This is a genomic window from Pseudomonas sp. UTLPPB19802 (assembly GCF_059730225.1).
Map to the genome: position 1 here is coordinate 4944323 of NZ_AP048545.1, position 24111 is coordinate 4968433.

General features: G+C 63.2%; 17 protein-coding genes and 1 pseudogene. 7 read left to right on the plus strand and 11 right to left on the minus strand.

All coding sequences use genetic code 11. The annotated features are described in order from the left end of the window. Window positions 1-16 precede the first annotated feature (16 nt). Window positions 17-1105, minus strand: a pseudogene (locus tag AC6I6U_RS21365) (HAMP domain-containing protein); the annotation flags it as partial. A gap of 215 nt (window positions 1106-1320) precedes the next feature. Here AC6I6U_RS21365 and AC6I6U_RS21370 point away from each other — a divergent pair. Both AC6I6U_RS21370 and AC6I6U_RS21375 read left to right on the plus strand, forming a co-directional pair. Continuing rightward, window positions 1321-2364 (plus strand): LLM class flavin-dependent oxidoreductase, encoded by a 1044-nt coding sequence (locus AC6I6U_RS21370; RefSeq protein ID WP_497878013.1) that lies wholly within the window; start codon window positions 1321-1323, stop codon window positions 2362-2364. Between the two features lie 178 nt (window positions 2365-2542). Further along, window positions 2543-3445, plus strand: coding sequence for a bifunctional 5,10-methylenetetrahydrofolate dehydrogenase/5,10-methenyltetrahydrofolate cyclohydrolase (locus tag AC6I6U_RS21375; protein ID WP_497878014.1), 903 nt, complete (start codon window positions 2543-2545; stop codon window positions 3443-3445). Between the two features lie 18 nt (window positions 3446-3463). On the opposite strand, the gene AC6I6U_RS21380 is transcribed toward AC6I6U_RS21375, so the two are convergent. Both AC6I6U_RS21380 and ptaA read right to left on the minus strand, forming a co-directional pair. Beyond that, entirely contained in the window at window positions 3464-3712 is a 249-nt protein-coding gene (locus tag AC6I6U_RS21380) for a DUF1652 domain-containing protein (protein ID WP_497878015.1), read from the minus strand. 142 nt (window positions 3713-3854) lie between these two features. Then, window positions 3855-4961, minus strand: a complete 1107-nt coding sequence (gene ptaA / locus AC6I6U_RS21385) for a pyoverdine biosynthesis transaminase PtaA (RefSeq protein ID WP_497878016.1) — start codon at window positions 4959-4961, stop codon at window positions 3855-3857. 345 nt (window positions 4962-5306) lie between these two features. On the opposite strand from ptaA, the gene AC6I6U_RS21390 reads away from it, so the two are divergent. Then, on the plus strand, window positions 5307-6872 hold the full coding sequence (locus tag AC6I6U_RS21390) for a methyl-accepting chemotaxis protein (RefSeq protein ID WP_497878017.1): 1566 nt from the start codon (window positions 5307-5309) through the stop codon (window positions 6870-6872). 14 nt (window positions 6873-6886) lie between these two features. Here the strand turns inward: AC6I6U_RS21390 and AC6I6U_RS21395 are convergent, their stop codons facing one another. From AC6I6U_RS21395 to AC6I6U_RS21430, 8 genes are all read right to left on the minus strand, one after another. After that, window positions 6887-8509 (minus strand): ABC transporter ATP-binding protein, encoded by a 1623-nt coding sequence (locus tag AC6I6U_RS21395; RefSeq protein ID WP_497878018.1) that lies wholly within the window; start codon window positions 8507-8509, stop codon window positions 6887-6889. 52 nt (window positions 8510-8561) lie between these two features. Beyond that, window positions 8562-9584 (minus strand): ABC transporter permease, encoded by a 1023-nt coding sequence (locus tag AC6I6U_RS21400; RefSeq protein ID WP_497878019.1) that lies wholly within the window; start codon window positions 9582-9584, stop codon window positions 8562-8564. Next, the gene (gene yejB / locus AC6I6U_RS21405) at window positions 9584-10648 is read right to left on the minus strand and encodes a microcin C ABC transporter permease YejB (RefSeq protein WP_497878020.1); all 1065 of its coding nucleotides are present in this window, start codon (window positions 10646-10648) and stop codon (window positions 9584-9586) included. The genes AC6I6U_RS21400 and yejB overlap by 1 nt, the downstream gene beginning before the upstream one ends. Beyond that, window positions 10635-12488: an extracellular solute-binding protein gene (locus AC6I6U_RS21410; RefSeq protein ID WP_497878021.1), complete on the minus strand. Its 1854-nt coding sequence runs from the start codon at window positions 12486-12488 to the stop codon at window positions 10635-10637. Before AC6I6U_RS21410 ends, yejB begins: the two co-directional genes overlap by 14 nt. Before the next feature lie 68 nt (window positions 12489-12556). Next, on the minus strand, window positions 12557-15289 hold the full coding sequence (locus AC6I6U_RS21415; protein WP_497878022.1) for a TonB-dependent receptor: 2733 nt from the start codon (window positions 15287-15289) through the stop codon (window positions 12557-12559). Window positions 15290-15436: 147 nt separating this feature from the next. Continuing rightward, complete coding sequence (locus AC6I6U_RS21420; RefSeq protein WP_497878023.1) at window positions 15437-18397, minus strand: TonB-dependent receptor domain-containing protein; 2961 nt, start codon at window positions 18395-18397, stop codon at window positions 15437-15439. A gap of 233 nt (window positions 18398-18630) precedes the next feature. Further along, the gene (locus AC6I6U_RS21425; RefSeq protein WP_497878024.1) at window positions 18631-19584 is read right to left on the minus strand and encodes a FecR domain-containing protein; all 954 of its coding nucleotides are present in this window, start codon (window positions 19582-19584) and stop codon (window positions 18631-18633) included. Then, entirely contained in the window at window positions 19581-20093 is a 513-nt protein-coding gene (locus AC6I6U_RS21430; RefSeq protein ID WP_497878025.1) for a sigma-70 family RNA polymerase sigma factor, read from the minus strand. Before AC6I6U_RS21430 ends, AC6I6U_RS21425 begins: the two co-directional genes overlap by 4 nt. A gap of 267 nt (window positions 20094-20360) precedes the next feature. Here AC6I6U_RS21430 and AC6I6U_RS21435 point away from each other — a divergent pair, with 267 nt between their 5' ends. From AC6I6U_RS21435 to AC6I6U_RS21450, 4 genes are all read left to right on the plus strand, one after another. Further along, a complete protein-coding gene (locus AC6I6U_RS21435) occupies window positions 20361-21557 on the plus strand; it encodes an MFS transporter (protein ID WP_497878026.1) in 1197 nt (398 codons plus the stop codon). 120 nt (window positions 21558-21677) lie between these two features. Further along, window positions 21678-22082, plus strand: coding sequence for a helix-turn-helix domain-containing protein (locus AC6I6U_RS21440; protein WP_497878027.1), 405 nt, complete (start codon window positions 21678-21680; stop codon window positions 22080-22082). Window positions 22083-22281: 199 nt separating this feature from the next. Continuing rightward, entirely contained in the window at window positions 22282-23031 is a 750-nt protein-coding gene (locus AC6I6U_RS21445) for a TIGR03747 family integrating conjugative element membrane protein (protein ID WP_497878028.1), read from the plus strand. A gap of 124 nt (window positions 23032-23155) precedes the next feature. After that, window positions 23156-24103: a TIGR03756 family integrating conjugative element protein gene (locus AC6I6U_RS21450; protein WP_497878029.1), complete on the plus strand. Its 948-nt coding sequence runs from the start codon at window positions 23156-23158 to the stop codon at window positions 24101-24103. The last annotated feature ends 8 nt before the right edge of the window (window positions 24104-24111 follow it).

Sequence of the window (24111 nt, forward strand, 5' to 3'; positions counted from 1 at the left end):
GGCTGCGGATCGCCTCCAGGAACTGGTTGAACCAGCCCGCCAGTTGCGCGGTTTCATCGCGCCCGCGTACATCCAGCCGCGCAGTCAGGTCGCCATCGCCCTGGGCAATGCCTTCCAGACCATTGGCCACCCCGCGAATCGGCCGCACGATCAGGCTGGCGAAAAAAGCCCCGGCAAAGGCGAACAGCACGGCGCAGACCACGGCGATGACGGCGATGATCCAGGTCAGGCGGGTGACGCCGGCCATCACCTCGCTCTGCCGCACCAGGCCGACGAAGCGCCAGCCAAGGGCCTCGGAAGGTTGGACGTTGGCCATGTAGCGCTCGCCTCCTAGCTCGACTTCCACCAGCCCCTTGCCGGCCTTGGCGATGGCGGCATGACCGTCACCCAGTTGGCTGAGGTTCTTGAAGTTGTGTTCGGGTTGTTGCGGGTCCACCAGCACCTTGTCGCTGCCCTCGGTGAGCATCAGGTAGCCGCTGTCACCCAGGCGGATCTGCTTGACCAGGTCGGTCAATTGCTTGAGCGAAACGTCGATGTTCACCACCCCACCCTGCTCGCCCAGGCGATTGGCGAAGCTGCGCACGGTACTCACCAGCACCACGTTGTCCGCCGCCCAATAGTAGGCGCCGGTGCGCAAGGTCTTGCCCGGCTGGGCCATCGCCGCCTGGTACCAGGGACGGCTGCGCGGATCGTAGCGGTTGAGGTTGGGATCGCCCGGCCAGAACACATAACCGCCCTCGCGGGTGCCGAGGGACAGGTAGGTATAGGCCGAATGACTCTTGACCAGTTGCGCGAACAGCCGGAACACCTGCTGGTCCTGCTCGCCCATGGCGACCTTCGGTGCGTCGGCGTCGAGGTAGCGCTTGAGCTGGCCATCTATATTTTGCAGTTGAGGCGCCTCGGCGAGAAAGTCGACGTTCTGGGTGATGCCCTCGAAGAACAGTTGCATGGCGTTCTCGACCTGGCGGATTTCCCGGCCGCTGCTGTCCAGGAACGCCTCGCGGGCCTCATTGCGCAAATTGAGGATGATCAGCACCGCCACGAGGATGACGGGCAAGGCAGCGATTGCAGCGAAGGCCAGCGTCAGTTTTTGTTTTATGTTCATCGGTTGGCACGCTTTCCTAGTCAGGTGAGTGCGATTTGTCGGAGAGAAAGGTTTTGCGGATATTCCATATTATGGTATACCAACACCTTATCGAGGGACCAGTCATGCACTGGCCGACTCGAACCGCTTGAACATATCCGGCAGCGCCCCGCGCGCCATCCAGGCAACAGGCCCGCAGTCGACAGGCCATCTACAAGAGACCCGAGGTAAGCGTCATGAAATTTTCCCTGTTCGTACACATGGAACGCTGGGACGAAAGCGTCAGCCACCGCCAGTTGTTCGAAGACCTCACCGAACTGACGCTGCTGGCTGAAGCCGGTGGTTTCAGCACCGTCTGGATCGGCGAGCACCATGCGATGGAATACACCATCTCGCCAAGCCCGATGCCGCTGCTGGCCTACCTCGCGGCCCGTACCACCACTATTCGCCTGGGCGCCGGGACCATCATCGCGCCGTTCTGGCACCCGCTGCGGGTGGCCGGCGAATGCGCCCTGCTCGACGTGATCAGCAACGGTCGGATGGAAGTCGGCCTCGCCCGCGGCGCCTACCAGGTCGAATTCGACCGCATGGCCGGCGGCATGCCCGCCTCTTCCGGCGGCCTGGCCCTGCGGGAAATGGTGCCGGTGGTCCGTGCCCTGTGGCAGGGCGACTACGCCCACGATGGCGAGATCTGGAAATTCCCGACCTCCACCAGCGTGCCCAAGCCGGTACAGAAGCCCACCCCGCCGATGTGGATCGCCGCCCGCGACCCGGACTCGCACAACTTCGCCGTGGCCAATGGCTGCAACGTGATGGTCACGCCGTTGATGAAGGGCGACGAGGAAGTCCTCGACCTGAAGAACAAGTTCCAGGCCGCGCTGGACAACAACCCCGACGTGCCACGTCCGCAACTGATGGTGCTGCGCCACACCCACGTGCACGCCAAGGACGATCCCGACGGCTGGAAAGTCGGCGCCACGGCGATCAACCGGTTCTACCGTACCTTCGACGCCTGGTTCGGCAACAAGCAGGTGCCGGAGAATGGCTTCCTCGCGCCAAGCCCGGAAGAGAAGTTCGCCGAGCGTCCGGAATTCGAGCTGGAGAACATCCGCAAGAACACCATGATCGGTACGCCGGAAGAGATCATCACCCGCATCCGCTACTACCAGGAACTGGGCGTCGACGAATTCAGCTTCTGGTGCGACAACAGCCTGCCGCACGCCGAGAAGAAGAAGTCGCTGGAGCTGTTCATCCAGCACGTGGTGCCAGCGTTCCGCTGAGTACCCGATAGCAACCCCGCCGGGATTGGGGCCCAGCCCCAGTCCCGCCAACCTGCTGCGCTATGTCACACCGTCCCCCGGTGCGCAGGTGCTATATTCCCGTCACTCCGCCAGCGACTTGATGCCCGCCGTCAAGACGCTGCCGATCTTTTCGCTACAGACGACGGTGACGCATTCCATGAGCAATTCCCTTCCCCTCGCCCGCGATATCGACGGCAAAGCCATTGCCGCTCGGGTACTCGAAGAAGTCCGCGCGGATGTCGCGACCCTGGCCGGGCAAGGTATTGTGCCGTCCCTCGCGGTCGTGCTGGTGGGCGATGATCCGGCCAGTCACGTCTACGTGCGCAACAAGCTGCTGCGCGCCGGGGAAGCCGGCATCCGTTCCCTGGAACACCGCCTGCCGGCCAGCACCAGCCAGGCCGAAGTCCTGCGGCTGATTGTCGAACTCAATGCCGACCCGGCCGTGAACGGCATCCTGGTGCAGCTGCCGCTGCCGGCCCATATCGAGGAACAGGCGGTGATCCATGCCATCGACCCGATCAAGGATGTCGATGGTTTTCACCGGGAGAATGTCGGCGGGCTGGTCCAGGGCGCCGAAGTGCTGACACCCTGCACGCCCAGCGGCTGCATGCGCCTGCTGCAGGAAACCTGTGGTGACGTCAGCGGCCTGCACGCGGTGGTCGTCGGTCGTTCGAACATCGTCGGCAAGCCGATGGCGACCCTGTTACTGCAGGCCCATTGCTCGGTCAGCGTGATCCATTCGCGCAGCATCGACGCCGCGGCACTCTGCCGCCTGGCCGATATCGTGGTGGTAGCCGTCGGGCGGCCGCAGTTGATCGATGCCAGCTGGCTCAAGCCGGGGGCGGTAGTGATCGACGTCGGTATCAACCGCGTTGAAACCGCGGAAGGTCCGCGCCTGGTCGGCGATGTCGACTACGCCAGTGCCCGCACCGTGGCCAGCGCCATCACCCCGGTGCCGGGCGGTGTCGGGCCGATGACCATTGCCTACCTGCTGAAAAACACCGTGATCGCTACCCACCTGCAAGGCGCTCACCGGCCTCTCGCAGCCGTGGCGAGCTGACAGCCGCCTGCCGGTCGACTAGATCGCGCCGGCAAACGCCCGGCGACCGGCCTGCATCTCGGTGCGCAGTTCACCAATGAAGTTGGCGACCGAACGAACGCTGTCGAAACTGCTGATGGCGACACCGTTGAGCTGCAGGTCGACGCGCCCGGAAACCGGGTCGAATATCTTCACCATCAGCGCACCGTTGCCGTTGGTGGTGCAAGAACAGGACATCGGCAGAAAACCGGATTCAATGATCTGGCACAGCTCACGTTCTGGAAGCATGGTGGTCATCCCTGAAATCGAGCTCGAGGCAGCTCTTGCCGGATCAGCGTAGACCACCCCTTGCAATCTGCATGATAGTGCCGGGCACCGGATGCCTGACTCCTTGCAGAAAATGTGAACAGCGTCACGCTATCGAGTCGAGTCAGTGCTTGGCCGGTAGCGCCACCTGGGCGAACGCCTTGCGCAAACGGGCCATTTCCTCCTCCTTGCCGACCGTGACCCGCATCCAGGTCGGCCAGTTTTCCCAGATTCGCGCCACCCGTATCCCGTGCTGCGCCAGTGCCTGGGTGACCTCCCCGGCCGGACGGCGCAGATCGACCATGAAGAAGTTGCCCTGGGCCTCGGTGCAGGTGAACCCGCGGTCGCGGAACCAGGCCATGCTTTCATCACGAATACGCGCGTTGGTCTTCTTGCGCTCCGGCAACAGCCCGGCGTCCTGCAGGCTGGCGATCCCGCCCAGCAACGACGAAGCGGCCGCGACATTCTGTTCGCCCAGCACATTCAGTTTTTCCAGCAGCGCCGGCTGGCCGACGGCGTACCCGAGGCGTGCGCCCGCCATGCCATAGATCTTGGAGAACGTGCGCAGCACCAGCAGGTCCGGATGTTCCTTGACCAGTGGTACGCAACTGGGTGCATCGCAATAGTGGATGTAGGCCTCGTCGACCACCACCAGCGCACCGGCAGGCTTTTCCTTCAAGGCCCGCTCGATCTGTGCCATCGGCGTCAGGGTGCCGGTCGGGTTGTTCGGGTTGCAGATGTAGATCACCCCCAGGTTGGCATCGGCGGCCAGCATCGCGCCAATGTCATGGGCATGCCCGGCATCCAGTGCCACCTCGTGCACGGCGGCGCCGTGCGCCTGCGCGGCCAGGCTTGGTGCTTCATACGTCGGGGTCGCCACCACCAGGCTGCGACTGCCGGTGAAGGCCATCACCGCCTGCTGCAAGGCGACCTTGGAGCCGGCGTAGATCTCGATATGCTCTTCAGGCACCGACAACTGCCGGGCCAGCAGATCGACCAGCTGGTACTGGTACTTGTACGGATAGCGTCCGGACAGGGCGATCCCCTCTTCCATTGCCCGCCGCGCCGCCGCCGAGGGGCCCCAGGGACTCTCGTTGAAGTTGAGATAGACCTCGCCGGACGAAGCCTTCACAGCCCCAGGCAGCGCCGCAGAAAATGCCCGACCCGACCCACTCAACAACGGCAGCGCAGCCATCAGCCCCACCACCGAACGACGCGTAACATCAACCATCTACCCGATCTCCCTTGATCATGGACTCGGATGACCTCCAAGCCATCTGTAAAAATGTGTTAACAGGGGGACGAGTCGAAAAGAGTGCGATTTATCAGCAATCGTGTACCAGAAGCCCTACAAATGATGGCCCTATCGAAGCACCGCTTGATTGATGACGGCCGTCCGTGCACCCTCGCTGCCCGCATTCAAAGGCGTGCAGCCCACCCGGATTCATCCCTCAAATGCGGGACATCGCGCCCCGGCGTCCCGACGTAATTAGGCTAGAGTTTTTATCCGGGTCCCCTTTTTTCGCCTCATGAGAGTCAGCAGATAGCTTTGGCATGGAAGACAGGAGCAGTCGGAATGAGAAACAACCAGCCTGTTACACAGCGTGAAGTCTCGCTTGCACCGCAACAAAAGCTTATCTCGACGACAGACGCCCGAGGCGTCATCACCTACTGCAACGACGCTTTCGTCGAAATCAGCGGATTTGATCGCGCCGACCTGATCGGTGCCCCGCAAAATATCGTCCGCCATCCCGATGTCCCTCCTGCCGTCTTTGCCCATATGTGGGGTGCCCTCAAGCTCGGACGGCCGTGGATGGGCATCGTCAAGAACCGCTCCAAGAATGGCGACCACTACTGGGTCAACGCCTACGTGACACCGATCTTCGAGGGCAGCCAGGTGGTGGGCTACGAATCGGTCAGGGTCAAGCCGACGGCCGAACAGGTCCGTCGTGCAGAATCGCTCTACCGGCGTATCAGCCAGGGCAAGGCGGCGATTCCCCGCGAAGACAGCTGGCTGCCGGTGCTGTTCGACTACCTGCCGTACCTGGCGCTGGGCCTGGTGGCCACCCTCGGCGGCCTGTTCCTCAGTGCGCCGCTGGCGATCGTCCTCGCCGTGGGCGTTTCCGTGCCGATCGCCCTGCTGTCCTCCCGCTGGCAGAAGCGCGGAACCTTGCGCCTGCTGCAGTTGGTCGAACCTTCGACCAGCGACGCCTTGCTGGCCAAGATGTACAGTGACGCCCCCGGCCCCCAGGGGCGCCTGGAAACCGCCCTGGTCAGCCAGGACTCACGCCTGAAGACCTGCCTCACGCGCCTTCAGGATACTGCCGAACAAGTCAGCGAACTGGCCGGGCAGTCCGATCTGCTCGCTACGGACAGCTCCAGGGGGCTTGACCGTCAACGCCTGGAAACCGAACAGGTGTCCGCCGCGGTCAACCAGATGGCGGCGACCACCCAGGAAGTTGCCAGCCATGTCCAGCGCACGGCCGATGCCACCCAGCAAGCCAACCTGCTCACCAGTCGCGGCCGAGATGTCGCGCGGGATACGCGCCAGGCCATCGAACGCCTCTCGGCGGTGGTGGGCGAGACCGGCGCAACGGTGGCGCAACTGGCCAAGGACAGTAACGAGATCGGCACCGTGGTCGACGTCATCAAGGGCATCGCCGACCAGACCAACCTGCTGGCGCTCAACGCCGCCATCGAGGCTGCACGGGCCGGCGACATGGGACGCGGCTTCGCGGTGGTGGCCGACGAGGTGCGGCAGTTGGCCCAGCGGACCTCGCAATCCACCAGCCAGATCCATGAGCTGATCACCAAACTGCAGACCTCGTCTAACAACGCCGTGCAGACCATGGAGAACGGTAACCGCCAGGCCGAGGAAGGTGTCGCCTGGGTGCTCGAGGCCGACAAGGCCCTGGTGGGCATCAGCGAAGCCGTCGCCCATATCACCGACATGACCTCGCAGATCGCCACCGCCACCGAGGAGCAGACCGCGGTCGCCGACGAAATCAGCCGCAACATCAGCACCATCGCCCAACTGGCCGACCGGTCCTCGGAACAGGCCAACCTCTCCACGGAACTGAGCAAGGACCTGACCCGCACGGCATCCACCCAGTATTCGCTGGTCGAGCGGTTCAACCGATAGCGCGGCCGGGTTGCTCAACCAAGGCCCGGCTCGATGCCGGGTCTGTCGTTTCCGGCGGCAGAACCCGCCGCCGAGAAGGAAGCCAGCAACAGCTCGCGGGTGTAGGGATGCCGGGGCGATTCGAACAATTGCTCGGTAGCACCGGCCTCCACCACCACACCATCCTTGATCACCATCAGGTCATGCGCCAGCGCACGCACCACCGCCAGGTCGTGGCTGATGAACAGATACGTGAAGTCATGTTCCTCCTGCAGCCGGCGCAGCAGGCCGACGACCTGTTTCTGTACAGTACGATCGAGCGCAGACGTGGGCTCATCGAGCAGGATCAGTTCCGGCTTGAGTACCAGCGCCCTGGCGATCGCGATGCGCTGCCGTTGCCCCCCGGAGAACTCATGGGGGTAGCGGTGCCGAACTTGCGGGTCGAGGCCGACATCGCGCAACGCGCCGATGATTTCGCTTTCCCGCTGCCGGGCATCGAGGTCGGTGTGCACGCGCAAGCCCTCCTCCAGAATCTGCTGCACGCTCATGCGTGGGCTGAGGCTGCCATAAGGGTCCTGGAACACCACCTGCAGCTTCTTGCGCCACGGTCGCAGGGCGTTGCCCTTGAGTGAATCCAGGGCCTCGCCGTCATAGCGGATACTGCCCCGCGCATCGATCAGGCGAAGGATCGCCTGGCCCAATGTCGATTTGCCGGAGCCAGACTCGCCAACAATACCCAGCGTCTTGCCACGCTGCAGGCGCAGTTGCACACCATCGACCGCCTTGATCGGCGCACGGCGCCGGAGAAGACCGCCCTGCGCGAACCAGACCCGCAAATCATCGACTTCGAGCAGGTTCGCCCGCTCGGCTCGCGGCAGTGCCCGACCTTCCGGCTCGGCTTCCAGCAATTGGCGCGTGTACGGATGCCCCGGCGCGGCGAACAGCCTGGCGCAATCGGCCGTCTCGACGATCTCACCGGCACGCATGACCGCCACCCGCTGGGCGATGCTGCGTACCACATTCAGATCGTGACTGATCAGCAACAGGGCCATGCCCAGGCGCTGCTGAAGGTTCCTGAGCAACGCCAGAATACGCCGCTGCACCGTTACATCCAGCGCCGTGGTCGGTTCGTCGGCAATCAGCAGCACCGGCTCGCAGGCCAGCGCCATCGCGATCATCACCCGTTGCCGCTGGCCGCCGGAAAGCTGGTGCGGATAGGCGGTGAGCCGTCGTTGCGGTTGCTGGATGCCCACCAGTTCCAGCAGCTCCAGCACTCGCTGGCGGGCGGCCTCCCCACTCAGTCCCTTGTGCAGGGCCAGGGTTTCCGCGACCTGGCGTTCCACCGTGTATAGCGGATTGAGCGAGGTCATCGGCTCCTGGAAGATCATCGCGATCCGGTCGCCACGAATCTGCTGCAAGCGCCGCGCCGTGCTGCCCAGCAACTCCTCGCCCTGGTAACGGATGCTGCCCGTGGTACAGGTGACATGGGCGGGCAACAGTTGCAGGATCGAGTGGGCCGTCACCGACTTGCCCGAGCCCGACTCCCCTACCAGCGCCAGGCATTCGCCGGCACGGATATCCAGGTCTATGCCACGGACTACCGGGTGTCCGTCGAACCCCACCTTGAGGTCGCGGATTTCTATCAATACATCAGTCAATTGAGATTCCCCATGACAGGCTTTGGTGGGCGTCGTGGATCAAGATCGCGGATCAAGATCGCGGATCAAACGCATCCCGGCACGCCTCGCCGATGAACACCAGCAGCGACAGAATCAGCACCAGGGCGAAAAACGCCGTGAGTGCCAGCCAGGGTGCCTGCAGGTTGTTCTTGCCCTGGCTGATCAGTTCCCCCAGCGAAGCGGTGCCCAAGGGCATGCCGAAGCCGAGAAAGTCCAGCGCCGTGAGGGTGGAGATAGCACCCGTCAGGATGAACGGCAGGTAGCTCAAGGTCGCCGTCATCGCATTGGGCAGGATGTGCCTGAGCATCACCTGAAAGTCGCTCACGCCCAGCGCCTTGGCCGCCTTGACGTACTCGAGGTTGCGTCCGCGCAGGAACTCGGCGCGCACCACATCGACCAGGGTCAGCCAGGAAAACAGCGCCATGATCCCCAGCAACCACCAGAAGCCCGGTTCGACGAAGCCGGACAGGATGATCAGCAGGTACAGCACCGGCAGCCCCGCCCAGACCTCGAGCAAACGCTGCCCGAGCAGATCGACCCAGCCAGCGTAGTAGCCTTGCAAGGCTCCGGCGAGAATGCCGATCACGGTGCTGACGAGGGTCAACGCCAGGGCAAACAGCAACGACACCCGAGTGCCGAAGATCACCCGGGCCAACACATCCCTCGCCTGATCGTCCGTACCCAGCCAGTTCTGAGCCGAAGGCGGGGTGGGTGAAGGTGCATCCAGCTCGTAGTTGACGGTGTCATAGCTGAACGGAACCGGGGCAAAGAGCATCCAGCCGCCCTGCTCCTCGACCAGCTCGTGCACGTAGCGGTCACGATAATCGGGCTGGAACGGCAACGTGCCGCCCAGGTCCTGCTCGGTATAACGCACGAATGCCGGGAACAGCAGCGCGCCCTTGTAGCCAATCACCAGGGGCTTGTCATTGGCGATCAACTCGCCCCCCAGGCACAGCAGGAACAGTCCCAGGAACAGGCACAGCGACCACCAGCCGCGGCGGTTGTACCGAAAGCGCAGCCAGCGACGGCGTGTCGGTGCAGAAAGTACGAACATCAGTGTTTCCTCGCCGTGAAGTCCAGCCGTGGATCGAGCAATTGGTAGCCGAGATCACCGAGCAACCTGATCAGCAGGCCGCACAAGGTGAAGATAAAGAGCGTGCCGAATACCACCGGATAGTCCCGCGAAACGGCGGCTTCGTAACTGAGGCGGCCGAGCCCGTCGAGCGAGAAGATCACCTCGATCAGCAAGGAGCCGCCAAACAGCATCGTAGTCAGCGCCTGGGGCAGCCCCGCGACGATCAACAGCATGGCGTTGCGCAGCACGTGGCGGCGCAGCACCTGCCGTTCGGTGAAGCCCTTGGCCCTGGCGGTCAACACATACTGGCGGCTGATTTCGTCGAGAAAGCTGTTCTTGGTGAGAATGGTCAGGGTGGCGAAACTGCCGATCACCAGCGACGCCACCGGCAGTACCAGATGCCAGAAGTAATCGGCGACCTGGCCGGTCCAGGACAGCTCGGCGACGTTTTCCGAGACCAGCCCGCGTACCGGAAACCAGTCGAGCAAGGTGCCGCCGCCGAACACCACGATCAGCAACAGCGCGAACAGGAACGCCGGCAACGCGTGGCCGATAATGATCATCGCGCTGCTCCAGACATCAAACCGGCTGCCATGCCGGACCGCCTTGCCGATCCCCAGCGGGATCGACACCAGGTAACTGAGCAGCGTCGCCCAGAATCCCAGGGAAAGCGTTACCGGCAGCTTTTCCAGGATCAGGTCGGTGACCTTCGCACCGCGGAAAAAACTGTCACCGAAGTCCAGTCGGGCATAGCTTTTCAGCATCAACCAGAGTCGTTCGCCGAGCGGTTTGTCGAAGCCGTATTGCCGCTCGATATCGGCGATCAGGGCCGGGTCGAGGCCACGCACCGTGCGCGAATCCTGGCCCACCGTCTCGACATGCGCCCCGGCCAATGAGGCCTGGCTGCCGATTCCCTGCAATCGCGCGATGGCCTGTTCGACCGGCCCGCCCGGCGCCGCCTGCACGATGAAGAAGTTCACCAGCAGGATGCACAGCAAGGTGGGCAGGATCAGCAGCAGACGCCGTACGCTATAGGCCAGCATGGGCAACCTCCTGGTTGATCCGCTGCATCCCGGCGGTGGTCAGCGGGGTCTTGCTGACTTCCCACCAGGTATCGATGCCGACATCGTTCAGCGGTGCGATGGCAGGCCGACCGAACCGGTTCCACCACACCGACGACGACCCTGGCGGGTAGTAGTTGGGAATCCAGTAATAGCCCCATTGCAACACCCGATCCAGGGCATGGGCGTAGCGCACCATGGTCGGGCGATCGTTGGCGCGCACCAACTCGTCGATCAGGCGATCCACCGCCGGGTTCTTCAGCACCATGTAGTTGTTCGAGCCGGGGTCGTCCGCGCCCTCGGAGCCGAAGAAGTTGATGAGTTCGCGCCCCGGCGACGGGCTGACCGGGTAGCCATTGACGATCATGTCGTAATCCCGTGCACGCACCCGATTGGCGTACTGCGCCGAGTCGATCAGGCGGATGTTGAAACCGATGCCGATCTGCGCCAGGTTGCGCTTGAATGGCAGGAGCAGGCGCTCGAAGCCCTTCTGGCTGCTCAGGAAGGTGAACTGCAACGGTTGCCCCTGGGCATTGACCAAGTGATCACCGCAGGGTGTCCAACCGGCCTGCTCCAGCAGCTTGAGCGCCTGCAACTGCTGGGCGCGAATGCGACCACTGCCGTCGGTGACCGGAGCCTGGTAGACCTGGCTGAACACCTCATCGGGCACCTGCCCACGCAACGGCTCCAGGATGGCCAGCTCGGCGGCGTCGGGTAGCTCGCTGGCGGCCAGTTCACTGCGGGAAAAGAAGCTGCGCTGGCGCAGATACATGCCGTGCATGATCTGCCGGTTGGTCCAGTTGAAATCCCAGAGCAGGCTCAGCGCTTCGCGTACCCGGCGGTCCTGGAACAGCGGCTTTTGCAGGTTGAAGACAAAACCCTGGGTGCCCTGCACGGCATGCGGCGCCAGGTGCTCGCGCTGCAGGCGACCATCGTTCAACGCATCCCCGGCATAGCCGATGGTGTAGTTGGTGGCGGAAAACTCGCGGTTGAAGTCGTAGCCCTGGGCGCGCAGCAATTGCCGCGACACATCGGTGTCGCCGAAGAACTCCAGGCGCAGGGTGTCGAAGTTATACAGGCCGCGGCTGACCGCAAGACCACGTCCCCACCAGTCCCTGACACGCTCGAAGGTTACGCTGCGACCGTTGTCCACCGCACTGACCCGATAGGGCCCGCTGCCCAGCGGCGGCTCGAAGCCACCGCCATTGGCGAAGTTGCGCCCACGCCACCAGTGTTCCGGGAGCACCGGCAGCGAGGCGATGTCCAGCGGCAAGGTACGGTTGTCGGCGCTCTTGAAGGTGAAGCGCACCTGGCTCGGCGACTCAACGAGGACCTGGTCGACATCGGCGAAGCGTTGGCGATAACTCAGGCTGCCCTGGGTCCTGAGCAATTCGAAGGTGAAACGTACGTCCTGTGCGGTGATGGGTTTGCCGTCGGCGAAACGCGCCTTTGGGTCGAGAGTGAAGCGCAACCAGAGACGGTCCGTCGCCAGCTCCATCGACTGCGCCACCAGGCCATAGACGGTGTAGGGTTCGTCCAGCGAACGATAGGCCAGCGGGCTGTAGAGCCAGCCTTGAATCTGGCTGATACCGGTGCCCTTGTCGACGTAGGGGATCAGATGGTCGAACGGGCCATCCTCCATCGACGAACGACGAAAACTGCCACCCTTGGGGGCATCCGGATTGACGTAGTCGAAATGCGTGAAGCCCACCGGATACTTCGGCGCCTCGCCATAGACCGTCAGGGCATGGACGGGCCGGGCCAGCAGCGAGGGTACCCAGCCGACCGCTAACGCAGCACACACAATCAATCGAAACAGCATTGCAGCAAGGCTCCTGTCCGGCACCCATGGAAGGCCAGCGCCCTTCGCAGGCGCTGGCCAGCAGGTCATCAGAAGTTGTAGGAAAGACGGGTGTACAAGGTGCGTCCGAACGGGTCCGAAACCCGCGGGTCGTAACCGCTCTGGAAGGTCGAGGTCTGGTTGCTGAATGGTGGCTGGCGGTCGAACAGGTTCTGCACGCCGAGGGTAACCTGCGCCTTGTCGCGCCAGGTGTAGGTGCCGGCCAGGTCCCAGACGTTCCAGGAGCCGACCCGGTCATGGGTCGCGCGATCATCGTCGTTGTAGCCGCTGGCATAGCGGTTGGTCAGCGTCGCGCTCAAGGGGCCCTTGGACCAGGTGCCATTGAGGCTGTGGCGCCAGCGAATGACGGCCCCGGCTGACGAGAAAGTGCCGCCACGATAGTCACCGAGCTTGTCGATGTATTCGCCACCCAGTTCCTGCTGATAGTCGTAGCGCGTGACGTAGGTGCCTTGCAGGTTCGTCCCGAACTGGCCCAGCGCGGTCTCGGGGAAGCGATAGTCGAAGCTGACATCCACGCCGCTGGTCTTGACCTCGCCGAGGTTGGCCAACCCGGTGACGATGTGGTCGATCGAGCCATCGGGTTTGCGCACGATCCGGTCGGGGTAGAGATCCGGTTGGTCGAACACCGCGCTTTCCGGGAATTCGGAGATCTGGTTGGCGATCTTGATCCACCAGAAATCCAGGCCAAGGGACAGGTTGTTGACCGGCTGATAGACAAACCCGAGGGTGACGTTGCGGGCGGTTTCCGGCTTCAGGTCCGAGTTGCCACCGGTCTGGTTGAAAAACTGCTGGGCGCAGTCGCGGTTGGCGATCCCGCCGCTGCCGGGTGTGCCACCGGCACACAGGCGCGGGTCGTTGTAGTTGGCCACGGTAAAACCTGTCGCGACCGGGTTGTACAGTTCATACAGCGACGGCGCGCGGAACCCTTCGCTGTAGGCACCCCTGACCACCAGTTCGCGGAACGGCTGGAAGCGGAACGAATACTTCGGGTTGGTGGTGCTGCCGAAATCACTGTACTTGTCGTGACGGACCGCGGCAGACAATTCGAGGCTGTCGAGTACCGGCACATTGACCTCGGCGTATTCGGCCTGTACCGAACGATCCCCGGACACGGCGCCGGACGGATCGATGCCCAGGCTCTGCACATTGGCGGTCCACGCCGGGAAATCCTGGTGGAAATCCTCCTTGCGGTATTCACCACCCAGGGCCAGCGACGCCGGGCCGGCACCGAACCAATCACCGATGTCGCGGCTGACGCGCCCATCGAGACTCTTGACCCGACCGACAGCCACTCCATAGTCGCCATCGACGGCGTTGGCCGCCAGATAGGCGGCACCGGCCGCACTCTGCGCGCCGAACGGGTTGATGATGCCGTTGGCGATACCGCTCGCCACCGCACGATCATCGACGTAGCCACCGAGGATGGTGTTGGTCACCTTGCTCTGGTTGTAGGCGGCACCGATGTTGTAGTCCCAGCCGGCCACCGTGCCGTCGAAGGTCAACAACAGCCGCTGGTTGACGTTGTCGTCCTCATGCCTGCGCGGACCGACTTCACTTTCCCGCCAGTTCACGTCAACCGGCTGGGTCGGATCGAGGACAAAATTGGTCGGCCCCGGGGTGATGCCGTTGCCCGGATAGTAGGCCGTGCCGGGATTGACCTGCAGGCCGGTCAGCAAGCCCGGACCGATCTGGGTACGATTCAGGTTGCGCGCCCAGAAGTATTCGAAACTGGCGTTGTGGTCGTCCGCCAGCTTGCCGGTGGCCTTGCCGAAGAACGAGGTTTTCTCGGTTTCCGGCACCAGGTCCAGGTAACTCCACACCGACTGGCGGCAGATGCCGTTGCGCAGGATCAGGCCCGGCGCGTTACACCCCGACGCCGCAAGCGGGTTGGTGGCATTGCTGCCCTGGCTCCAGTTGGCGGGAGAAACGGTGCCGGAGGAATAATCCAGCCCCCTGCCCGGCTGGTAGTTGTAGGTATAGCCACGATCCTTGGCCTGCAGGCTCTGTTGCTTGTCATGGCTGATCACGCCGAAGACGTTGAATCGGTCCTCCTCCAGATCGCCAAAACCCCAACTGCCGCTGAAGTTGCCGGTTTCTCCGCCACCGGCATGGGTCGGGGTACTGCCGCCGACGCTCAACTGGCCGTCGGTGACGCTCTTTTTGGTGATGAAGTTGATCACCCCACCAATGGCGTCCGTGCCATACAACGCGGAGGCACCGTCGCGCAGCACCTCGACCCGGTCGATCGCGGCAAACGGAATGGTGTTCAGGTCCACGCCCGAGCCGTTGCTCGAACTGGTGGCGTTGTTGCTCAGGCGACGACCGTTGAGCAACACCAGCGTCTTGTTCTGGCCGATGCCACGCAGGTCGGCGAAGGAGGCGCCGCCGCTGGACGAGCCCACCGAGCGACCGGCGCCGACGGAGGACTGGTTTGCCGCAATGCGATTGACCAACTGTTCGGTGGAGGTAACGCCCTGTTTCTTCAACTCCTCGGTGCGCAGGATCGTCACCGGCACGGCGGTTTCGGCGTCGACCCGGCGGATGGCGGTGCCGGTCACCTCGATGCGCTGCAACTGCGGCACGATCGAAGGGCTTTCCACGCCAGCCGGTGCCGCTGCATTCGATCCGCTGGCGGCGGTACTCTGGGTGGCCTGGTCCGGCGTGCTTGTCGGCAACTCAACGCTGCCGGCGTGGGCGGCGGTGACGAAACTGGCGGCAAGCGTCAGTGCAAAGTGGGCGGGTAATGTTCTGGATGCTCGCATCGGCTGGTGGGCTCCCTGTCCTGGTTGGCGGTTGATGCAGGGTTGTGCGCCAGCACAGGGATTTTTATAGAGCGCGGTTAGAACGTTAACGCATGAGCTTATTCGGCCCTGCGGCGCGGGTTGTCGCCCCGGCGCACGGCGCCCGGCTCACCCACCGAAGTGATAGCTCACATCCAGCCAGACCTGCCGACCGTACGGGTCGTAGTTACCCGTCGGGTAATAGGGCCAGCCGGCAGAGTCATCCTTCTTGACCTGGTTGAGCAGGTTATTGACTGTCAGGCCGACACTGGCCCGGTCGTTGACCTTGTAGCGGGCGCTGGCGTTGAAGGTGGTCCAGGGCGAGAGCCGGCCATCACCCGCGGCATTGGTGACGCTGCCATAACGAATCCCCGCCAAGGTCGTGCTCAATCGCTGGTAGTCCCAGGTGATGCTCGCGTTGACCTTGCTGCGCCAGTCATAGTTGCTGTTGCTGCTGCGCAGGTTCTGCGTCTGGGACTCGTCGGATTCCTTGTAGTAGTGCGACAGCACCGCGCTGTAGCCGATCTGCGAGCTGAATGCGCCGTAGCGCCCGGCGCCCCAGCGGATATTGCTCTTGAGGTCCAGGCCACTGACCCGCTCGCTGGCGGCGTTGATCGCGTTGATCTGCACCCGCTGCAGCTTGTCCGGATCGACCGCCGCGGTACTGGCATTGCGTTGAATACGCGCCAGCACCGCCTGGCAGGTGGCGGCATCGAGCTGGCCGCTACGGCACTGGTTTTCCTGTTGCAGCAGGCGATTGATGTCGACGGTAGTCAGCAGGTCGCTGATCTCGACACGCCAGAAATCGGCGGAAAAATCGAACTGATGGGACGGCGACCAGACGAAGCCATAGGTCCAGGACTTGCCCCGCTCGGATTTCAGGTCTGGCGTGCCGCTCTGGGTGTAGTCGACACGCCCGCGATCACAGGCGCCACTGACGCCCTTGCTGCAGCCGTAGTAGTCGATCTGGGCCGGGTCATAGCCGTTGGTATCGGCCTGGTACAGGTAATTGAGGTCGGGGGCACGAAAGCTGGTGCCGTAGCTGCCACGCAACAGCAGGCTGCTGACCGGGCGCCACTCCAAGCCCAGGTTGTAGGTGTTCTGCTGCTCGCTGCGACCACTGAACCGATACTGGTCCCAACGCCCCGCCACCGAGGCCAGCAGCGTATCGGTGACCGGAATGCTGAACTCGCCGCCCAGCGCATAGCGGTCGCGGGAGCCACCCGAGTTCGAGGCGGGCGTGGTGTTGTAGAAGCTGCCGTCGTTGAGCTGGTCGTCGACATCGATGTGATACGACTGGCGACCCGCCTCGGCGATCCCGGCGAAACCGATCGGGCCCGCTGGCAACTCGAACAGGTCGCCGTTGACACCGGCACTCAGGGTTTGCGAAACCGATTGACTGCGCTGGGTCAGGTTGCCGCGAAACTGCCGCCACTCGTCTTCGGTCAACGGCCGGTCCAGCTTCGACTCATCCGGCGCATACACCGGGTAACCATTCTGGGTGCCCAGTTGCGGGCCGAGGAAAAAATCCCGAATGCTGCTCAATGGCGTGTAGCGCGTGGTCCGGGTGCTGGTGTACTCGGAGCGGTTGGCCGACAGCTGGTAACCCCAGTCACTGTTGGCGAACTTGTCTTCCAGCCCGAGGGTCCCGGTCCAGGACACCTCGCGCCATTTGCTGTTGTTGCTGGTCTTGCCGCCGATTTCCTCGCTGGCGAAACTGCGGTACCAGCGCTCCAGGTTACCGCTGTTCTGGTTGATGAAGTCCGGCGAGGTGAAGCTCGGGCCACGGGTGTTGTTCTGGGTGTGATCGAAGCCTAACATCAGGTCGGCAAACACCTTGCCGGTGTCGCTGAAATGCCAGGTGCCGCGAGTGTAGCCGTCGTAATTTTCCTTTTGCGCCTGCAAGGTCCAATAGTCGTTGTAGTACTGGTTGGTGGTACAGCGATTGCCGCTGCCGCCCAGCTTGCCGTTGTAGATGCCGCCATAGGCACCACAGCCGGGGCCCAGGTACTGGCCACTGTCGAGGTTGCGCCGATAGCCGACATTCACCGCGGTGCCATCTTCCATGAAGCCGCGCTGATTGGCCCAGATCGGCTGGCGGTTGGTCAGTTCCAGGCCGAAGATACCGTCGAAGTCACCCCAGCTGTCGCCGCCAGTGATCTGCAGCCGCTGGTTGTCGCCGCCGCCACGCTCGGTGTAGCCGCCGCGCAGGTTGACATCGACGCCCTGGGTCTTGTCCTTGAGGATGATGTTCACCACCCCGGCGATGGCATCCGAACCATAAATCGCCGAGGCACCACTGCTGAGGATTTCGATCCGGTCGATCATCATCGACGGAATGTTCGCCAGGTTGGTGAAGTTGACGCTGCCGTCGTAGGCCGTCGGGTAGTCGGCCACCCGCCGGCCATTGATCAGCACCAGCGTGTGGTTGGGCCCCAGGCCCCGCAGGTTGAGGGCACTGGCCGCCGGCTGGAAGGTATTGCCGTAGTCCTCGCCCTGGGTCATGCCGGTGTTCTGGGTCTGCGAGGCGATGGCATCGTAGACGTTCCGGTAGCCACGGGCCGCGATCTCCTGGCTGGTGATCACGTTCACCGGCGACGGACCCTCGACCTGTGCCCGAGGAATACGCGAACCGGTGACGGTGACTTTCTCCAGAGTGACATCGCCGGGCAACTTCGCTGCGGTCACCTGCGGCTTCACTGCCGGTTTGGCCGCCGCGGGAGCCTCCGCACCCCGGCGCACGACCCAGCCGCCGCCGGCATTGGGCAGTGCTTCCAGCCCCGATCCGCGCAGCGCCTGGATCAGTGCCTCACTCGTCGTCAGTTCGCCGTGAATGGGGCCGCCGACAAGCCCCTGGACCAGGCTCTGCTGAAACGAAATGATCGTACCGCTCGCCCGGGAAATGCTGAGCAGTACCTGGTCCAGCGGACCTTGCCCGATATCGAACGCCAGGCGGTTGGCGACCGCCACCGTCGGCGCCGGCAAAGCGACCGGCTGCGCCTGCACCAGCGCGCCAACCCCGAGGCTGCTCACGCCAATGGCCAGTGAGAGTGTCGCCAGCGATGGACGACAGGAACGTTTGAGTGGCATTGCGAAGTTTCCCATCATGGTTGTCAGTTGATGGGATTGAGCAACTAACGGGTGGTTTTTACAGGCCAGCATTAGGCCAATAAGGCATGGGCTTATAACCGCCCATGGAAGCCCGCCGCCCGCAGCAAAAGGCCCTGGCAGGCGGGTATCAATACGGTTGTGCAACAAGCCCGCGAAATTTATAGAGCCCGAGGCGATTTTTTTCGCAGGTACCCCTTGAATGCAGGCGCAGGTCAGCGGACGTCGATGTTGACCCAGTAGGGGCTGTGATAATCGATCTGAACCGGCAGCGAGGCCGCCAGCAATTGCAAGGCCCGATCGGTGTCGTCCAGCGGGAAGATTCCGCTCAGGCGCAGGGACTCGGCTGCCGGGCTGAGGCGAATGATGCCGCGCCGATAGCTGCGCAACGACTCGACCAGGCTGCCCAGCGGCTGGTCACGTACCTCCAGCAGACCTTCGGTCCAGGCCGACTCGGCGCCGCTGGTGGGCTGCACGGCAAGCATCCGGTCGGCGTCGAACAACGCCTGCTCACCCGCGCGAATGATCTGCACGGCGCCACTGCGCGTGCGAATCTCAACCTGCGAATGCAGCATCGAGATGCGGGTCTGCCCCTCGCCCTGCTCGACCACGAAGCGCGTGCCCAATGCGCGCATCCGGCCCTCGGCGGTTTCGATGATAAAAGGCCGCCCGGCGTCCTTGGCGACGTCCACCCAGACCTTGCCATCGAGCAGTTGCAACAGCCGTTGCTGCGGGTCGAAACGCTCCACCAGCCTGCTACGGGCATCGAGTACGAGGGCGCTGCCGTCGACCAGAGTCAGCTTCAGCCGCTCGCCGGTGCCGGTACTGAGCAGGCCGGGTTGCAGCCAGTCATTGCCCAGCCTGGCCACGATCGCCGCGCTGGCAGCCACGCCCACCCATGACAATGCATTGCGCAGGAAACGCCGGCGCCCGGAAGGCGCATTGAGCGTGTGCAGGAGACTGTCCCTGGGCATATGCCGCAACCGGTCATTGTCCAGGACGCCGAGGCCCACTCCCATCGCCCGGAAAATCTCGCGGCGCCGTGGGTCGGCATTGCGCCACTGATGAAAGGCCTGCTGTTCCTCCGGGCTGGCGTGGCCGGATTGCAGCAGCGCCATCCACTGCGCCGCCTCGTCGATGATCACCTCATCGGATGCCGCGCCATTCATGCCTGGACCATCGCCAGATAACAGCGCTTGAACGCATCGGCCATGTACTGCTGTACACGGCTGACGGAAACCTGCAACCGCTCGCCGATCTGCATGTAGGTCAGCCCGTCGAGCTGATGATAGAGAAACGCCGCCTTGGCCTTGGATGACAGGCCGTCGAGCAGACGGTCGACCTCGGCCAGCGTTTCAAGCAGCAGCAGGCGTTCCTCCGGCGAAGGATGGACACTGAGCGGAGCCTGCGCCAGTGTTTCCAGGTAGGCACGCTCCAGGTCCTGGCGTCGCCAACCCTCGTACATCAGGCGCCGGGCGATGGTCGTCAACAGAGCCCTCGGTTCGCGAATGGACGAGGGATCCGGTAGCGCGAGTACCCGCAGGAAGGTTTCCGAGGCAATGTCCTGGGCACCATGGGGACATCCCATTGCCCTGCTCACGCGCGTGCACAGCCAGCCATAATCACTTTTGAACATCTGACCAATCAGACCGAACTGCAGGTTCTGAGTCACGCTCATGCCAAGCTCCGTGTAATCACCAATCACGAGCGTCAATCGCCTGGGCCAATGCCGCTCGGTTTCCTGGTACGGGACTGTGCCTGAACTGTTACAACAGTTGGAAGGAATAAAAAATAAGCAGTAACTATCTAAAAGATATAAAAATTGTTGGACAATTTTCGCGTCAATCCCGGCCTGATCGACAACTTTCGATCGATCTTGACGTTATTCGGTGCACCGGATGGGCGAGCAACATGAGATAAAGGCCCCCCTCCAACGGAGTTCAGCATGCGCAAGGATTACCTGGCTTTTTTCATCTCACTGTTCCTGTCGCGGCTGGCGGATCAGATCCTGCTGTTCATCGTGCCGCTGGTGGTGTTTCAGACCACCCAGAGCGCCGCGTGGGCGGGCCTGGCGTTTTTCGTTGAATCGCTGCCACGGTTTCTCGCGTTTCCGGTGTGCGGGGCGCTGTGCGACAAGTTCTCGCCCATCAGGATCCTGCACATCAGCCAGGTCTACCGGGCCGTACTCTGCGTGCTGGCGGTGGGGCTCCATGCGGTCTTCGGCGGTATCGCCTGGCTGGTGGTGCTGTCAGCCCTGTGCGGGGTGCTGACCACCCAGGGCATCATGGCCCGCGAGGTGGTGATGCCGCATATCTTCCAGCACTACAGCTACACCAGGACCCTGTCCTACTCGCAGATCGCCGACCAGACCGGGCTGGTTCTCGGGCCGCTGGTGGCGGCGCTGCTGCTGGAGGTTTCGGCCTGGCACTGGGTGCTGCTGTGGGTTGCCGGGCTGTTCCTGCTGGCCGACCTGGGCATGCTGGCGTGGCAACGCCTCAGCCGGATCACCCTGGAAGTGTTCGAGCAGCACCAGGACATCTGGCTGCAGCCCCTGCGCATCGCCTTCAGGCACATCGGTGAACTGGCGGAGCTGAGAAAGATCATCACCCTCGCCGCTGGCGTCAACCTGATCGTCGGTGTCACCCTGGCCACCTCGGCGACCCTGGTGATCGGCCAGTACGGCGCCGGCAAGGACAGCTACGCCGGGGTGCAGGCGGCGGGTGCGGTGACCACCATCGTGATCCTGTTCTTCCTGGCGCGGGTGGCATTGCCCCTGCGGATATTGGGTGGCGTCGGCTATTCGATGATCGCCGCCGGTGCCTTCATCAGTGCGCTGAGCCCGAACCTGGCCGGCTATGTGCTGGGCTTCCTGCTGATCGTCGGCTTCGACAAGATGTTCAATGTCTACATGCGCAGCATCCGCCAGCGCGTGATTCCGCCCAGGGACTTCGGCAAGACGGTGGGCGTGATCACCCTGCTCAACAATCTGTCGCAACCGCTGGCCGGCTTGCTGGTGGCGGCGCTGGCCGCGCCTCTCGGTGCGCAAGGGGTGATTCTGATCCTGGCGGCGCTGACTACGTTGCTGGGGCTGGGGGCGCTGTGGTGGTTTGCTCGGGAACAGCACACCAACCCGTTGACTTGACGCCAGGAACTGAGGCGAAAACGCCCAATGCTGTGGTAGCCTCCACTGCTCCAGATCATCGTTTCCTACTCTACGAACCACCTGATTGGCACAGAAATGCCCCCTCTGACGGAACGTTTTATGTCGCTCAAAACAACCTTTGCCGCGGTGCTCAAAGCCATGCGCGCCACTCGTGGGCTCTCGCAGAAGAAACTCGCCGAGGTCAGCAGCAGAACGTACATCTCGAAGTTGGAACGCGGTCAATGCTGCCCGACCCTGGAAATGATCAGTGCATTGAGTGTTCCACTGAACGTGAGCCCGCTGACGTTGATGGCCATCACGCTAGGGGCTCAGACCGGCGAACCCATCGGCGGGTTGGTGAGCCGCATAGAACAGGAGGCGGCCGACCTGGCAAAGTCGGGGGTACTCCAGAAGCTGCAGATCCCCGTCGTCGAAGAACCGCCCGTGCCGCCGCGCCGCTCCCAACCCAGGACCAGGAGTCCGGCAATCGCCACGCCGCAAACCGAGTTCTGCTTCGCCGAATAACAGTCCTCCAAGCCTCCCGTTGCGCCGGCCTGTAAAACCCCCAGGCCCTGATCCGGTTTACCCGGAGCTGACAGACCGACAGATGTGCCAGCGTATGCCCGTCACTGGGTGAGCGCGCCCGTGCATTCGTCCCTGCACGTCCCACTGCCGACGTGTGTTTCAGCCGCTCGTGCTCAGCCCCCATCGAGCAGGAGCGGCCATGGCCAACACGACCGAAACAGTAAAGAACCAGCAGGCCTATCGAGAAAAGGGCCTGTTCAGCAGAGTATTGGCCCTGCCCTTCACCCTTCTCGGCATCCTCATGGTCGCACTGTTCTTCAGCATCGTCAGCGAGTGGGTCGGCTTGTACTTTTTCTGGCCGGATGAAGGCTGGCGTCACTCCCGGGACATGCTCAACGGCGAGTTGGCGTGGATTGCGAGTGCACTCGCAGACAGCCTGCTGCTGGAGGAAACGGAACAAACCGCGCGCCAGATCATCATGCAGGCCTACGATTGGTGCTTCGAGAAAACCGGGCTGATCCACTGGATCAACCGATCCGCCGAACATGCTCGCCTGCACCGCCCACAAGGCACTGGGTTGCAGTACTACCTGGGGCAGGCCCATATGCATATCGAGGACTATGGCCTGGCGGCCGTGTACGCCGTGTTGACCCTGCTGGCGCGCATCATGATCCTGGCCCTGACGCTTCCGATGGTGCTGGCGGCAGTCCTGAGCGGCGCGGTGGACGGCCTCGTCCGCAGGGATCTGCGGCGCTTCGGTGCCGGGCGCGAGTCCGGGTTCATCTACCACCGGGCCAAGAGGCTGCTCATGCCGTTGTGGGTTGCGCCATGGATCATTTACCCCGCGCTGCCCATCACCGTGAACCCACTGCTGGTCCTGCTGCCCGGCGCAGTGGTCCTGGGCCTGGTGGTAAGCATCACGGTCGGGAGCTTCAAGAAATACCTGTGAGAGACTCGCAGTGCGAGCCCCAGCGCTTTTCCAGGACAAAACATCCAGCCGCAATCCTGTTTTCCGAATGCCCCCGAGCCAGGTTTTTCAGACGATCCCGTTATCTCAACCTCGGGTTTTCCTCATGAGTCGTCTACTCCCGCGTCGAAATGCCAGGCCCTGGCTGCCTGCCCTGCTGGCCCTGCCCTATTCGCTCCAGGGTCTGGCCCTGGACACGGCAACCATCGTCCCCACGGTGTCCTCCCCCGATTGCCTGCAGTATCAGGTGGTGGGCGTCTGCTACTGGTTGCGCTGCACCAACTTCGGCTGCAATGTCAAAACCTCCGCCAAGGTTCGGCACTACGTGCCGGATGCAGTGGTGTCCAGCTACTCCACGACGGGCCAGAACCCCTGGCTGGAAGTCCGCCCCCTGAGCGCCCCGACCTCTGGCGCACAAGGCGGTGGAAGCGGTACCACCAACAGTACGAGCGAAAACAGCCTCACGGTGTTCAAGAACGTCGATGTGATCGGCCATCCCGGTATCGCGGCCTTCAATACCTTTGCCAGCGGCTCGGGCTACACCTGCCAGGGCGCGGGCACGCCCTACGTACCCAACCTGCTCAGCACCCTGGACCCCATTGGCTGGCGCCATGGCATTCCGGAAAGCGTGTTCCCCCAATCCCTGACCCCAGGCCTGCGCGAAGTCGGCAGCCGGCTATCGATGAACCTGTGGGGAAGTGTCTACCCGCGTAGCGGTTTCCTCCACCAACCCGACGACTACAAGGCCTCAGCGGTAATGGCCCAGCGCGCTGGCGATATCGTCACTCGCCTTGGCCAGGTGCATGTCTACCAGCCGCTGCTGGCGCCCACCAGGCCGGGTTACTGGCCGGCCGGCGAGTTGCGTGAGTCCGACTCGATGACGGGCAAGTGGCAGCAACTGGCACCCGCACCCAGCGCATCCTGCTCGGTGTTTCCCGACCCGGGCCCTCACCAGCAGGCCGCCGATGGAGCCTATGCCTGGTCACTCTGGCGCCCCTACAGCTGTTGCAAGCAGGAAGGACAAACCTTCCTTGGCAGCACCGGCGGTCAATGACACCGCGA

What these genes read in the sequence shown, in the direction of transcription:
- AC6I6U_RS21370 (WP_497878013.1), top strand. Translation starts at nt 1,321, where the DNA reads ATGAAATTTTCCCTGTTCGTACACATGGAACGCTGGGACGAAAGCGTC.
- AC6I6U_RS21375 (WP_497878014.1), top strand. Translation starts at nt 2,543, where the DNA reads ATGAGCAATTCCCTTCCCCTCGCCCGCGATATCGACGGCAAAGCCATT.
- AC6I6U_RS21380 (WP_497878015.1), bottom strand. Translation starts at nt 3,712, where the DNA reads ATGCTTCCAGAACGTGAGCTGTGCCAGATCATTGAATCCGGTTTTCTG.
- ptaA (WP_497878016.1), bottom strand. Translation starts at nt 4,961, where the DNA reads ATGGTTGATGTTACGCGTCGTTCGGTGGTGGGGCTGATGGCTGCGCTG.
- AC6I6U_RS21390 (WP_497878017.1), top strand. Translation starts at nt 5,307, where the DNA reads ATGAGAAACAACCAGCCTGTTACACAGCGTGAAGTCTCGCTTGCACCG.
- AC6I6U_RS21400 (WP_497878019.1), bottom strand. Translation starts at nt 9,584, where the DNA reads ATGTTCGTACTTTCTGCACCGACACGCCGTCGCTGGCTGCGCTTTCGG.
- yejB (WP_497878020.1), bottom strand. Translation starts at nt 10,648, where the DNA reads ATGCTGGCCTATAGCGTACGGCGTCTGCTGCTGATCCTGCCCACCTTG.
- AC6I6U_RS21410 (WP_497878021.1), bottom strand. Translation starts at nt 12,488, where the DNA reads ATGCTGTTTCGATTGATTGTGTGTGCTGCGTTAGCGGTCGGCTGGGTA.
- AC6I6U_RS21415 (WP_497878022.1), bottom strand. Translation starts at nt 15,289, where the DNA reads ATGCGAGCATCCAGAACATTACCCGCCCACTTTGCACTGACGCTTGCC.
- AC6I6U_RS21420 (WP_497878023.1), bottom strand. Translation starts at nt 18,397, where the DNA reads ATGCCACTCAAACGTTCCTGTCGTCCATCGCTGGCGACACTCTCACTG.
- AC6I6U_RS21425 (WP_497878024.1), bottom strand. Translation starts at nt 19,584, where the DNA reads ATGAATGGCGCGGCATCCGATGAGGTGATCATCGACGAGGCGGCGCAG.
- AC6I6U_RS21430 (WP_497878025.1), bottom strand. Translation starts at nt 20,093, where the DNA reads ATGAGCGTGACTCAGAACCTGCAGTTCGGTCTGATTGGTCAGATGTTC.
- AC6I6U_RS21435 (WP_497878026.1), top strand. Translation starts at nt 20,361, where the DNA reads ATGCGCAAGGATTACCTGGCTTTTTTCATCTCACTGTTCCTGTCGCGG.
- AC6I6U_RS21440 (WP_497878027.1), top strand. Translation starts at nt 21,678, where the DNA reads ATGTCGCTCAAAACAACCTTTGCCGCGGTGCTCAAAGCCATGCGCGCC.
- AC6I6U_RS21445 (WP_497878028.1), top strand. Translation starts at nt 22,282, where the DNA reads ATGGCCAACACGACCGAAACAGTAAAGAACCAGCAGGCCTATCGAGAA.
- AC6I6U_RS21450 (WP_497878029.1), top strand. Translation starts at nt 23,156, where the DNA reads ATGAGTCGTCTACTCCCGCGTCGAAATGCCAGGCCCTGGCTGCCTGCC.